The following is a 12,239-nucleotide window of genomic DNA, read 5'->3' as shown; positions in this document are numbered from 1 at the left end:
GACCGCCATGCAGACCGCTCTGCCAACCTGCGCCGGCGCCGGCCTGCGCGCCCCGCACTTTCCCGCCCTGCTGCACAGGCAAGCCCGTTTCCCATGGGTGGAAGTGCACAGCGAGAACTATCTGTATGGCGGCCCCGCACGCGCCGCGCTTCTGGCCGCACGGGCGCACCAGCCCGTCAGCCTGCACGGCGTGGGCATGGGGCTCGGCAACGCGGATGGGCTGGACGTCGAGCACGTGCGCGCCATCGCCGCGCTGGCCGATGCGGTCGCGCCTGCCGCCATTTCCGAACACCTGTGCTTCAACCGCAGCGGCGCGCAGGTCGTCAACGATCTGCTGCCCCTGCCGTATTCACGCGAGTCGCTCGACATCGTCTGCGCCAACGTCATGCGCGCGCAGGACATCCTCAAGCGGCCGCTGTTGATCGAGAACATCGCCGCCTATATCGACTGCCGGGCGCTGGTGGATGCGGACGAGGCCGTCTCCGAAGGCGCATTCCTGACCGCGCTCGCACGCCGCACCGGCTGCGGCATCCTGCTGGACCTGAACAATCTGTATGTGAACAGCGTCAACCACGGTGTGGCGGTGGAACCGGTGCTCGCCGAGCTCGATCCCGTGCTGGTCGGCGAGATCCACCTGGCGGGTTTCAGCGAGGAAGACGGCCTGCTGATCGACACGCACAGCGCGCCGGTGCATGCGCCTGTCTGGGCCCTGTACGACGCGTGGATTGCCGCGCACGGCGCACGCCCGACGCTGATCGAATGGGATGCCGACATTCCGCCCGTGCACATATTGCTGCAGGAAGCCGCGCGCGCCCAGGCGATGCTCGATCGCCATGCCAACACGCCCATGCAGGAGCCCCGCCATGCGACTGCCTGACTGGGAAGCGCATCTGATCCACGCCCTCACAACGGCGGCGCCTGGCGACGAGGCTCGCGGCGTGGCGGTCTATCGCAACGCGCGGCTGGTCATCCTGCGCAATGCGCTGGCGGCGGCTTATCCGGTCTGCCGCACGCTCGTCGGCGAGGATTGCTTTGATGCCCTGGTGCGCGACACGCTCGCCGTGCAGACGTCCACGTCGCCAAACCTGCATCGCTACGGGGATGCGCTGCCCACGGTCATTGCGCAATCGCCGCTAGCCGACAGCGTGCCCTATCTGGCAGACGTGGCACGGCTGGAGTGGTGCGTGCACTGGGCACATTACGCACCCGATGCCGACGTCGAAGCGCTGAACACCGGCACGCTGGGCGACATGCTCGCCCGGCCCGCCGATGCGATTCGCGCCGGGCTGGTCGACAGCGCACGGTGCGTTGCGTCTTCGTGGCCGGTAGCGTCGATCTGGCGCGCGCACCAGCCGGGCGCCGACCTTTCGCTCAACCAGATCGACCTGGGTGTGGCCGAAGCGGCAGTCGTGACCGTGCGCGGAAATCACGTCGCCGTGCTTGATCTGGATGCGCCCACCGCCGTGTTCCTTGCCGCTTGCGAGGCGACGCCGTCGCTGCAGGCGGCCCTCGAGACCACGCTGGCCCAGCGGGCAGATTTTGACCTGACCGCTTGCTTGGCCGGGCTCTATCGCGCGGGGCTGCTGGCGCTGTCTGCATGCCCTGCATTCCACATCACCCATCCGGGAGACATGTCATGAACACACTCACCACCGTTGCGCCGCTCACGCGCGTTCGCACCACGCTCGACCGCCTTGCGGGCCCGCAGAGTGGCCTCTGCTCCGTCGTTCTGCTGATCGCGCGCGCGTATCTCTTTTACGTGTTCTTCCGATCCGGGCTGACCAAGCTGCACGACTGGGACACCACACTGCTGCTCTTCACCGAGGAATACAGAGTGCCCTTGCTGCCGCCCGCACTGGCAGCGGCGCTTGGCACGTTCGGCGAGCTGGTCTTCCCCTCGCTGATGCTGGCGGGCATCGTGCCGCGGCTGGCCGCGGTGGGGCTGTTCTTCGTCAACCTCGTGGCAGCAGTGTCGTACTGGGCCAACCTGTCGGCCTCGGCCATCGAGTTCCACTTTGTCTGGGGGGTGCTGATCGCCATCGTTGCAACGGTGGGCCCGGGCTGGCTGGCCGTACACACTCTGTGGCAACGTCGGTCGAAATAAGGGGGCAGCGCGGGCTTATCATGTGAGCCTGTCGCCATCTTCTTCAGGAGTATCGATGCGCTTTCCACAGCTGCCCCTCATGGTCCCGGCCGGCGTACTGGCTGCAATCGGCGCGGCAGCGCTGCTCACGGCCTGCGCATGGGGCGATAGCCCGAACAGCACCGGCGCCCGCATGACCGACGATTCGCTGCTGTCGTACCAGGTCAAGGCGGCGCTGGACCAGGACACCGCACTCAACCCTCGCCAGATCCGCATCCACACCACGCCTGACGGCAAAGTCACGCTCACGGGCTGGGTCGATACCCCCGAGATGGCCCGCCGCGCAGGCGACGACGTCAAGCGCTTTGTCGAGCCGGCCAAGTTCGACAACCAGTTGCGCGTGCTCTCGCGCATGCAGGTGCTGGGCGGCGGCCCGTACATCCCGGCAGGATTGCCGCCTGAGGCCCCGGCCAGCGCTCCGGCCGCGCGCTAACCCGCTCGGGCTGCCCGCGTGCCCGTTCGCCCGGGCACGCTGCCCACGGGCATGGATTGCAGCAGCCCGAAACCCATTTCCACCACCAGGAACGGCACCACTAGCAGCGTGCCTCCTGATAGCACCGCATACGCCTGCCACGCCGCAAAAAGCCACCGCGCGGCGGCATCGTAGCGGCCGAGCGCTACGCTCGTCTGCCGCAGGCGCAACACCGACCACACGCACACCACTGACCCCATCAGGTTGGCCATCAACAAATGCTCGGGTGCAAAGTCGGGCAACGTGCCGATGCCGAGGGCGCCAGCCAGTGCATTCAGCGCCTGATGCAGCCAGGCGAAGGTCCACGGCGTGGCAAACGGCGCGCTCACAATCAGGTCATACCAGGCGCTCGCGCGCACGATCCGTACAAACGTCGATTCGGAAACCATATGGGGCCTCTCAAGTGAATGAGGCACCACGTTAAACCCTGGTGTACGCTCCAAGGTCAAGCGACCTCTGTTGTGGAGCCACCATGCCGACGCCCCTTCCAGCCCCCTCTCACGATCTCTCCATTGGCGACCTGGCCGCCGCCACTGGCGTCTCGCGCGATGGCCTGCGCTTTTACGAAACGCGCGGGCTGATCCGGGCGCGCCGGCGCAGCAACGGTTATCGCGCCTATCCGCCCGAAGCGGTTGAACTGGTGCGCTACGTGCGCACCGCGCAGCAGTTGGGTTTTACGCTGGCAGAAATCAGCGAGGGTATGACGCAGGTGTGGCAGCAGCCGGACATCGATGCCGCAATCACCGCGCTGCTGCGCGAAAAACTGGTCGCCATCGACGCGCGTATCGCCAGCCTGCAGGCCACGCGCGATGCACTCGCCGCCCGTGTGGGGATGCCTTGTCCGCTTGCAAGCGCCTGAAACGGCCTTCATGTCCTGTCATATAACTGACGCAGACTGCCGCCTCGGGACGGTTCTCAGGCGTTCCACATGACACGCGCCGGCGGCTTGCAAAGCCGTGAAAGGCGCTTGAAAGTTCGCGCCGGTAAAAACGCACCCGTCTCAAGGGGAGTCTGCTGCAGTGAAATATCGGGGTGCATTACATCCACGGGCGAGGGCCACGCTATGCGCGGTGGCCTGCTTGCCATTTGCCGCTGCCTGGGCAGCCACGCCGGTGCCAGCGCCGGCACCGGCACCGGCTGCGGCCAGCATGCCAGTGGCCGTCATGCCGCCGATCAAGCCGTCGGTGCCCGGCGTCACTGGCCCCGGCTTCAATCTGGTCGAACTGCTGGAAGAGCTCAAAGGCAACAATCCACAACTGATCCAGGGCCGCCATAACTACCTGTCAGCCAAGTCGATCCCGCCGCAGCTGGCGGCACCCAACAATCCGCAGCTCGGCTACATCTGGAACAGCGTCCCGAAGGGCTTCCCACTGGCGGTCAACCGCGCCGGGGGCAGCCAGTACAACCTGACGCAGCAGATTCCGTTTCCGGGCAAGAAATCGCTGGCGGCCGAGATCGCCGACCGGCAGGCCGAGTCGCTCAATGCGCAGAACGATGCGCTGTATCTGCAGCTCTACGCGCAGCTTTCCACCACGTACTACCAGGCAATCGCCCTGCAAAAGCAGATCGACGTGCAGAAGCTGGCCATCACGCGCCTGGAGCAGGTCAAGCAGATCACCCGCGTGCGCTATGCCAACAACGCCGCCGCCTACGCCGACTTCCTCAACGCGCAGGTGATGCAGAGCAGCGCACAGAACGACCTGTTTGCCGCGCAACGCCAGTACGACAGCACGGTCCAGACGCTCAACACGCTGATCGGCAAAGACCCGAGCTTCCCGCTCGTGCTGCGTGCCGATGACGACGCCGTGCGCCTGCCGGAAGAGCCGCTGCTCGAGTTGGAAAACCAGGCGCTGCGCGAGCACCCGTCGATCAAGGCTTCGGCTGAGCTGATGGACGCCGCACGCAAGAGCGTGACGCTGGCGCGCAAGGCGTATCTGCCCGACTTCCAGGTCATCGCAACCGTGACGACGGAGAACCCGCCCTACGGTGTGCGTCCGAACAGCTACCAGATCGAGCTGGACGTGATCATCCCGTTCTGGTTCTTCACCAAAGAAAAGTACGGCGTGAACCAGGCGGTGGAGAGCCAGATCGCCAGCGAGGCCAACGATACGTCGGTGCGACAGCAAACGTTATTGGCTGTCGACACCGCCTACAACACGTTGCGCCAGACACTCGCGCAGCTCGACTTCAACAAGCAGCGGCAACTGCCACAGGCGCTGGCGGCGTATCGCGTGACGATGACCAATTACGCCAGCAACAACGCCAACTTCAACGACCTGCTCACCGCCCAGGGCGCGCTCAAGAACGCGGAACTGGCGGTCGCGCAGGCGCAGGCCACGGCCCTGCAGGCCTATCACTCGCTGCTCGCGGCCACGGGCCGTTCGCCGGTTCAAGCTCAATAAGATCATGAAGAAGTTTTCTCCCCTCGTCGCTGTGATCGCCGTGGCGGCAGCCCTCGCTGTTGGCGTGGTGGTCGGACGCAAGTGGCCAGCCGCCGCACCTGCTGATGCCGCCAAGCCCGCTACGGACGCCGCCTCGGCTCCGGCGGCCAATGCGCCTGCGCGTCTGACGCCGGACTCCGTTGAAATTCCAGATGGCGGATTTGATCCGCAACAGGTGCAGGTCGCGCAGGTCAGCCGGGTCTCGGTGCCGGTGGAGCTCTCCACGCCGGGCAAGCTTGCCTACAACGCCGAGCGCACCAAGCTGGCATCGGCGCGCGTGGCCGGCCGGCTGGACCAGATCCTCCTGTTCGAAGGCGCATTGGTGCGCGAAGGCCAGCCCATTGCGCAGCTGTACGCGCCGGATTTCATCTCCGCGCAGAAGGAATACCTGCTGGCGTTGAATACCGCCCGCCAGCTCAAGGGCTCCAACATGAAGGACCTGCAGGACGACGCAGACATGACCGTGCAATCCGCCGCCGGCCGCCTGCACGTGCTTGGCATGTCCGATGCGGAAGTCACGCAGATCGCCAAGCGCGGTACGCCAGCCGAGCACCTGACGTTGCGTGCGCCCATCTCGGGCACCATCGTCAAGCGCAACATGGACCCCGGCGCCTTCCTGAACGTGGGCGACTCGTTCATGAGCATCGTGGACACGCGCGTGCTGTGGTTTACCGGCAATGTGTATGAGAACGACATTGCCAGCGTGCACATCGGCCAGGCGATCTCGCTGCACACCTCGGCCTATCCGGAGCGCGAATTCACGGGCCGCGTGAGCTTTATCGCGCCCAACATCGATCCGGCCACACACACACTCACCGTGCGCTGCGATGTGCCTAACCCCGACGGCCTGCTGCGCCCCGAGATGTACGCCACGGCGCGCATCCAGACCGGCAGCGGCCAGGCCACCGTGGTGCCCAAATCCGCGCTTGTGAAAGACCACGGCAGCTACTACGTGATCGTGCAGAGTGACGCCAAGCACTTCAAGCGCGTTGAGGTGCACGGCAAGGATGCCGGCGCTGACGGCAACTTCGCCGTCGCGGCGGGGCTCGATGCGTCCTCGCAGGTGGTGGTGCGTGGCGCGGCGCTGCTCAACGAGATGATCGTGAAGGCAGGAGCTTGAGCATGCAGTTCAACCCCATCGCGGGCATCCTCAAGCGACGGCTGCTGATCGTCTTCCTGGCGATCGCGCTGCTGGTGGCGGGCGTGCTGTCGTTCCGCGAGCTGCCGCTGCAGGCGTATCCGGGCGTGGCGCCGCTGTCGGTGCAGGCCATTACGCAGTGGCCGGGACGCAGCACCACGGAAGTCGAGCAGCAGATCACCATCCCCATTGAGAACGCGCTGGCCGGTGTGCCGGATGTGCAGTCGTTCCGCTCGGTGTCGCTGTTCGGGCTGTCGGTGGTGACGCTCAAGTTCAAGGAAGGCACCGACAGCTTCAAGGCGCGGCAGAGCTTCTCGCAGTATCTGGCGGGCGCCAACCTGCCGACGGGTGTGCAGCCCGCCTTGAGCCCCGACTCGGATGCCACGGGCGAGATCATGCGCTTTCGCCTGGTGGGCGACGGCGTCGACCTCACCACGCTCAAGAGCTACCAGGACTACGACATCTCCAAGGGGCTCAAGCACGTGCAGGGCGTGGCGGATGTGAGCTCCTTCGGCGGCAAGGTGAAGGAGTACCACATCGTGCCGTCACCGGCGAAGCTGCAGTCGTACGGCATCACGCTGTCGCAGCTCATCACGGCCATCGGCAATGCCAACAACAACACCGGCGGCAACTTGCTGCGGGACGGCGAGCAGCAGTTCGTGGTGCGCGGCGTGGGCCTGCTGCAGACGGTGGACGACATTCGCAACGTGGTGGTCAACGCCAACAATGGCGTGCCGGTGCGCGTGCGCGACATCGGCGAGGTGGAAGTCGGCAACGTGCAGCGCCTGGGCCAGGTGCAATACAACGACCAGCCCGACGTGGTGGAAGGCATCGTGCTGCTCAAGCGCGACGCCAATGCCAGCGAGGTGCTGGCCAAGGTGCGCGAGAAGGTGACTGAACTGAACAACGGCATCCTGCCCAAGTCGGTTCAGATCAAGCCGTTCTACGACCGCCAGGTGCTGCTCGACATCACCATGGGCACGGTGGAACACACGCTGGTGGTGGGCATTGCGCTGGTGCTGGCGGTGCTGTTCGTTTTCCTGGGCAACCTGCGTGCGGCGGCCGTGGTGGCGGCGGTAATTCCGCTGGCGCTGTGCGTGTCGTTCATCAGCATGGAGCACTTCCACGTGCCGGCCAATTTGATCTCGCTCGGGGCGATCGACTTCGGGGTGATTGTCGATGCGGCCGTGATCGTGATGGAAAACATCATGCGGCACCTGGAAGAAGGCGCCGAGAGGCTCGACGACGCCATCGTCAAGGCCACCAGCGAAGTGCAGCGCGCGATGATCTTCTCCACCGGCATCATCATCGTGGCGTATTCGCCGCTGTTCTTCATCGGCGGCGTGGAAGGCATCATCTTCAAGCCGATGGCCTTCACAATGGGATTTGCCCTGCTGGCTTCGATCGTACTGAGCCTGACCTTCGTGCCGGCCACCACATCGTTCGTGTTCGGCAAGACGCTGCATCCGCATTCGCCGGCGTTCATCACGGCGATTCTGCGCTGGTACAAGCCGCTGCTGCGCAAGCTGATCGCACGCCCGATGGCGGTGTTTGCGACGGCCATCGCAGCGCTTGTGCTGACCCTGTACAGCGCCACCTTCCTCGGCACGGAATTCCTGCCCACGCTGGAAGAAAACAACCTGTGGCTGCGCATCACGCTGCCCAATACGGTGGACCTGGACTACTCCGCTTCGGTCGCCAACGACCTGCGCACGTATTTCACCAAGCAGCCGGAAATCCAGAAGGTATCGGTGCAGATCGGGCGCCCGGACGACGGCACCGATTCCACCGGCGTGTTCAACCAGGAGTACGGTCTGTACTTCGCGCCGCCCGACAAGTGGGAGGCCGGCATGACCAAGGGCAAGCTGGTCGAGCGCCTGTCAAAGCATCTGGAGAAGATTCCCGGCATCGAATACAACTTCTCGCAGTACATCCAGGACAACGTGGACGAGGCGCTCTCCGGCGTGAAGGGCGAGAACTCGGTCAAGCTGTTCGGCAACGACCTCAATGTGCTGGAAGCCAAGGCCAACGAGGTCCAGGCGCAGCTCAAGAAGGTGCAAGGTCTCGTGGATGTGGGCATCTTCCGCGAACTGGGGCAACCGACGCTGAATGTCTCCATCGACCGCCAGGCCGCTGCACGTTTCAACATCAACGTGAGCGACGTGCAAAACCTCGTGCAGTACGCCATTGGCGGCGCGCCGGTCACGCAGATTCTGGAGGGCGAGAAATCGTTCGGGCTCGCCGTGCGGCTGAATCAGCAGGCACGCGCATCGTACGACGCCATCCGCGAGCTGCTGATCGATACGCCTGACGGCCAGCACATTCCGCTGTCGATGATCGCCAAGGTGGAGATGACCGACGGCCCGTTCTTCATCTACCGCGAGGAAGGCAAGCGTTACATCGCCATCAAGTTTGGCGTGCGCGGGCGTGACCTGGGCAGCGCCGTGGATGAGGCGCAGCGCGTAGTGGGCAGCAACGTCAAGCTGCCCGAGGGCTACACCGTGAAGTGGGACGGCCAGTTCAACGAGATGAAGGTCGCGCAGGGCAAGCTGATGGTGATCGTGCCGCTGACCATCCTCGTCATCTTCCTGCTGCTGTACAGCACGTTCGGCAACTTCAAGGACGCGCTGATGGTGGTGCTGAACGTGCCGTTCGCAGCCATCGGCGGGCTGCTGGCGCTGCATATCGCGCACGAGACGCTGTCGATCTCGGCGGGCATCGGCTTCCTCTCGCTGTTCGGCATTGCCATCCAGGACGGGGTGATCCTGATCTCGTACGTCAACCGGCTGTCGCAGTCGGAGAACATTCGTGAGGCCACCGTGGACGGCGCCGCACTGCGCCTGCGGCCAGTGATCATGACGGCCATGCTGGCGGGCCTGGGCCTGTTGCCGGCGGCGCTGTCGCACAGCATCGGCTCAGAGGCGCAACGCCCGCTGGCGCTGGTGATCGTCGGCGGCATGGTGACGACAACGATCCTCACGCTGCTGGTGTTGCCGGTGGTGTTCACGTGGGCGCACCGCCACCGCCGTCCGCCCTCGCGCGATTCGGATGTGAGCCCCACCGCTGCCATGCTGCCCTGATCGACGTTCAGGCTGTCAGCGAAAACGGGCGCACCGCATCAAGGGCGGTGCGCCCGTTTCTCATTGAACGCACGCCAGAATCGGATCAATCTCATGGTTGCAGGCGGGCACGGAAGGCACAGTGCGTATCAAACCTGATCGCCCCGACCGCCACCATGCAAACCACGCAAACCGCTCTCGCCGACATTGCCGCGCAACTCCCCGAGCAGGTCATCGGCACGCTCACCGAACTGTTCGGCAACGACCTGCAGCAATGGCGCTTCATCGTTGACCTCTTCTCCGATACGGTTGCGCAAGACCTTGCTAATCTGGAAAAAGCCATCCGCAGTGGCGAAGATGCGCAGATCATCGAAGCCGCGCACCGCATCGTGGGCTCTGCGCGCATGCTGGGGCATCAGCCCATTGGGGACGCCGCCCGCATCATCGAACGCACGGCCCAAAGCATCGGGCCGTTTCACGAACGCAAGACGGAGATGGAATCCGCCCTCGCCCAGTTGCACATGCTGGCCAGCGAATTCCGCCAGCTGGCAAACACCCGCGCGTGGCCCGATTCAGCGGTTGCGGGCTAGGCGAGCGTGGCGTTCGACGGAACGCCGATTGAACAGCTGCGGCACGGCACGGCGATCCCTCATCGCGTTGTTATGTTTTCCCCCACATAAATAAAACAGTTCGGCTGTGGGATGCGTAAATCACCATACAACGGGTCATTACAACTATTGATCTAGAGCACGGACCCCCACTATCGTTCGCGGGCAACGTCGGCGCACTGCAACCGCAGCCGGCAGGCACGCACCGGCCATGACCGGCGCGGCCGCACCGCTTCATCACGTCACTACGTCACAACACGGGCACTCAACTTATCCGGGGGGATTCGATGTCCGAAGCAGTCCTGCATCCATTTTTTTCGCGCGAACGCACCATCGCCACGGTGGGGTTCAACCGCTGGCTGGTTCCGCCTGCCGCGCTGGCTATCCATCTGTGCATCGGCATGGCTTATGGCTTCTCTGTTTTCTGGCTGCCGCTGGGCCGCGCGCTGGGCATTAGCAAGCCGCTCACCTGCGGCGCCGATGTCTCGCTGATTGCCGAGCTGTTCACCACCAGCTGCGACTGGCGCGTCTCCAGTCTGGGCTGGATGTTCACGCTGTTCTTCGTCTTCCTGGGCGCGTCGGCGGCCATGTGGGGCGGCTGGCTCGAACGCGTCGGCCCGCGCAAGGCTGGTGTGGTGTCGGCGGTGTGCTGGTGCGGCGGGCTGCTGCTCTCGGCGCTCGGCATCCAACTGCACCAGTTGTGGCTGTTGTGGGTAGGCTCGGGCGTGATTGGCGGCATCGGCCTGGGGCTGGGCTATATCTCGCCCGTATCGACGCTGATCAAGTGGTTCCCGGACAAGCGCGGCATGGCGACCGGCATGGCCATCATGGGCTTCGGCGGCGGCGCGATGATCGGCGCCCCACTGGCAGACCGCCTGATGAAGCTGTTCGCCACGCCGGAATCCGTGGGCGTCGCGCAAACGTTCATCGTGCTGGCCGGTATCTACTTTGTATTCATGATGGCCGGCGCCCTGGGTTATCGCGTGCCGCCCACCGGCTGGAAACCCGCCGGCTGGACACCCTCGCCCGCCAAGGTGAAAGACACCATGGTCACGCAGCGCCACGTCCACGTGAATGCTGCCCTGAAGACGCCGCAGTTCTGGCTGATCTGGGCCGTGCTGTGCCTGAACGTGTCGGCGGGCATTGGCGTGCTGGGCATGGCATCGCCGCTGCTGCAGGAAGTGTTTGGCGGCAAGCTTCTGGGCGTGTCGACGTCGTTCACCGAGCTGACGGCGGCGCAGAAGGGCCAGATCGCGGCCATCGCTGCGGGCTTTACGGGCCTGTTGAGCCTGTTCAACATCGGCGGCCGTTTCTTCTGGGCATCGCTGTCGGATCGACTGGGCCGCAAGACGACGTATGCGATCTTCTTCGTGCTCGGCGTCGTGCTCTACGCATCGATTCCGTGGACGTCGCACTCGGGCAACATCGCGCTGTTCGCGCTGGCCTTCTGCGTGATCCTGTCGATGTACGGCGGCGGTTTCGCGACCGTGCCAGCGTATCTCGCGGACATGTTCGGTACGCAAATGGTGGGCGCCATCCACGGCCGCCTGCTGACCGCATGGTCGACGGCCGGCATCCTGGGCCCCGTGCTCGTGAACTACCTGCGCGAGTACCAGATCGCCCATGGTGTGGAACGCGCTGCGGTGTACGACATCACGATGATGCTGCTGGCCGGCCTGCTGGTGCTGGGCTTCTTGTGCAACCTGCTGGTGCGCCCGGTGGCCCCGAAGCACTTCATGACCGAGGCGCAGCTGGACGAACAGCGCCACGCCGCTGCCACCAAGAGCCCGACACCGTCGGTTGTCGCGCCGGAAACGTCGCTGGAATGGAAGGCACACCCAGGTTCCGCGTTGGCTGTGGTGCTGGCCTGGGCAGCCGTCGGCCTGCCGTTGGGCTGGGGGGTTTGGATTACACTGCAAAAAGCTGCAGTTTTGTTCTCCTGACCCCTGATTTGAAGCCGCTCCGCCACCAATGAAGCACCAAAAAATCGAGTTTTACCGTCATCCGGCCGGTGGCTGGGGCGCGCTCAAGAGCGTCGCGCATCAACTGCTGTCGCAAGGCATCGCGGCCAAGGGCGCCAAGACGATGCTGTCGGCCAACCAGCCCGATGGTTTCGACTGCCCCGGCTGCGCATGGCCTGATCGGGATCACGCCTCCACGTTCGAGTTCTGCGAGAACGGCGTCAAAGCCGTTGCAGCAGAAGCCACGTCCCGCCGCACCACGCCGGAGTTCTTCGCCCGGCACACCGTGCATGAACTCGCCGAATGGTCCGACTACGCGCTCGAAGACCAGGGGCGCCTGACGTACCCGATGGTCTACGACGCGGCCAGCGACAAGTACGTCCCGATCGAGTGGGACGCCGCCTTCGCGCTGATCGC

The 12,239-nt window shown here is 64.8% G+C and carries 11 protein-coding genes and 1 pseudogene; 11 read left to right on the top strand and 1 reads right to left on the bottom strand.

The window, feature by feature from the left end; all coding sequences use genetic code 11:
- Window positions 1–7 precede the first annotated feature (7 nt).
- Genes bufB through NG900_RS25750 form a run of 4 tightly spaced genes read left to right on the top strand, consistent with a single transcriptional unit; the run spans window position 8 to window position 2,576 of the window.
- Entirely contained in the window at window positions 8–877 is an 870-nt protein-coding gene (bufB, locus tag NG900_RS25765; protein WP_252685116.1) for an MNIO family bufferin maturase, read from the top strand.
- A complete protein-coding gene (locus NG900_RS25760) occupies window positions 864–1,640 on the top strand; it encodes an HvfC/BufC N-terminal domain-containing protein (RefSeq protein ID WP_252685114.1) in 777 nt (258 codons plus the stop codon). Before bufB ends, NG900_RS25760 begins: the two co-directional genes overlap by 14 nt.
- Window positions 1,637–2,104, top strand: coding sequence for a DoxX family protein (locus NG900_RS25755; protein ID WP_252685112.1), 468 nt, complete (start codon window positions 1,637–1,639; stop codon window positions 2,102–2,104). Before NG900_RS25760 ends, NG900_RS25755 begins: the two co-directional genes overlap by 4 nt.
- Before the next feature lie 55 nt (window positions 2,105–2,159).
- Window positions 2,160–2,576 carry a BON domain-containing protein gene (locus NG900_RS25750; RefSeq protein WP_252685111.1) on the top strand — a complete coding sequence of 139 codons (417 nt, stop codon included), beginning with the start codon at window positions 2,160–2,162 and terminating at the stop codon, window positions 2,574–2,576.
- Here NG900_RS25750 and NG900_RS25745 read toward each other — a convergent pair.
- Entirely contained in the window at window positions 2,573–3,004 is a 432-nt protein-coding gene (locus NG900_RS25745) for a hypothetical protein (protein ID WP_252685109.1), read from the bottom strand. The genes NG900_RS25750 and NG900_RS25745 overlap by 4 nt on opposite strands.
- 83 nt (window positions 3,005–3,087) lie before the next feature.
- Here NG900_RS25745 and NG900_RS25740 point away from each other — a divergent pair, with 83 nt between their 5' ends.
- The 7 genes and pseudogenes from NG900_RS25740 to NG900_RS25710 all read left to right on the top strand — a co-directional run.
- Window positions 3,088–3,474 carry a MerR family transcriptional regulator gene (locus NG900_RS25740; RefSeq protein ID WP_252685107.1) on the top strand — a complete coding sequence of 129 codons (387 nt, stop codon included), beginning with the start codon at window positions 3,088–3,090 and terminating at the stop codon, window positions 3,472–3,474.
- A gap of 289 nt (window positions 3,475–3,763) precedes the next feature.
- On the top strand, window positions 3,764–5,017 hold the full coding sequence (locus NG900_RS25735) for a TolC family protein (protein ID WP_315862393.1): 1,254 nt from the start codon (window positions 3,764–3,766) through the stop codon (window positions 5,015–5,017).
- 4 nt (window positions 5,018–5,021) lie between these two features.
- A complete protein-coding gene (locus NG900_RS25730) occupies window positions 5,022–6,176 on the top strand; it encodes an efflux RND transporter periplasmic adaptor subunit (RefSeq protein WP_252685103.1) in 1,155 nt (384 codons plus the stop codon).
- A gap of 2 nt (window positions 6,177–6,178) precedes the next feature.
- Window positions 6,179–9,274, top strand: a complete 3,096-nt coding sequence (locus NG900_RS25725; RefSeq protein ID WP_252685101.1) for an efflux RND transporter permease subunit — start codon at window positions 6,179–6,181, stop codon at window positions 9,272–9,274.
- A gap of 155 nt (window positions 9,275–9,429) precedes the next feature.
- Window positions 9,430–9,843, top strand: a complete 414-nt coding sequence (locus NG900_RS25720; protein WP_252685099.1) for an Hpt domain-containing protein — start codon at window positions 9,430–9,432, stop codon at window positions 9,841–9,843.
- 305 nt (window positions 9,844–10,148) lie between these two features.
- Window positions 10,149–11,804 carry an OFA family MFS transporter gene (locus NG900_RS25715; RefSeq protein ID WP_252685097.1) on the top strand — a complete coding sequence of 552 codons (1,656 nt, stop codon included), beginning with the start codon at window positions 10,149–10,151 and terminating at the stop codon, window positions 11,802–11,804.
- A 28-nt stretch (window positions 11,805–11,832) separates the two neighbouring features.
- Window positions 11,833–12,239: pseudogene (locus NG900_RS25710) on the top strand (CbbBc protein); the annotation flags it as partial.

It is taken from the genome of Ralstonia soli, from assembly GCF_023955655.1.
Classification (GTDB): Bacteria; Pseudomonadota; Gammaproteobacteria; order Burkholderiales; family Burkholderiaceae; genus Ralstonia; species Ralstonia soli.
This window is presented reverse-complemented; position numbering and strand designations above follow the sequence as displayed.

Excerpts from the sequence above, each read along its gene's own strand:
- NG900_RS25745 (WP_252685109.1), bottom strand. The coding sequence starts at position 3,004 with ATGGTTTCCGAATCGACGTTTGTACGGATCGTGCGCGCGAGCGCCTGG.
- bufB (WP_252685116.1), top strand. The coding sequence starts at position 8 with ATGCAGACCGCTCTGCCAACCTGCGCCGGCGCCGGCCTGCGCGCCCCG.
- NG900_RS25735 (WP_315862393.1), top strand. The coding sequence starts at position 3,764 with ATGCCAGTGGCCGTCATGCCGCCGATCAAGCCGTCGGTGCCCGGCGTC.
- NG900_RS25740 (WP_252685107.1), top strand. The coding sequence starts at position 3,088 with ATGCCGACGCCCCTTCCAGCCCCCTCTCACGATCTCTCCATTGGCGAC.
- NG900_RS25720 (WP_252685099.1), top strand. The coding sequence starts at position 9,430 with ATGCAAACCACGCAAACCGCTCTCGCCGACATTGCCGCGCAACTCCCC.
- NG900_RS25725 (WP_252685101.1), top strand. The coding sequence starts at position 6,179 with ATGCAGTTCAACCCCATCGCGGGCATCCTCAAGCGACGGCTGCTGATC.
- NG900_RS25730 (WP_252685103.1), top strand. The coding sequence starts at position 5,022 with ATGAAGAAGTTTTCTCCCCTCGTCGCTGTGATCGCCGTGGCGGCAGCC.
- NG900_RS25715 (WP_252685097.1), top strand. The coding sequence starts at position 10,149 with ATGTCCGAAGCAGTCCTGCATCCATTTTTTTCGCGCGAACGCACCATC.
- NG900_RS25760 (WP_252685114.1), top strand. The coding sequence starts at position 864 with ATGCGACTGCCTGACTGGGAAGCGCATCTGATCCACGCCCTCACAACG.
- NG900_RS25755 (WP_252685112.1), top strand. The coding sequence starts at position 1,637 with ATGAACACACTCACCACCGTTGCGCCGCTCACGCGCGTTCGCACCACG.
- NG900_RS25750 (WP_252685111.1), top strand. The coding sequence starts at position 2,160 with ATGCGCTTTCCACAGCTGCCCCTCATGGTCCCGGCCGGCGTACTGGCT.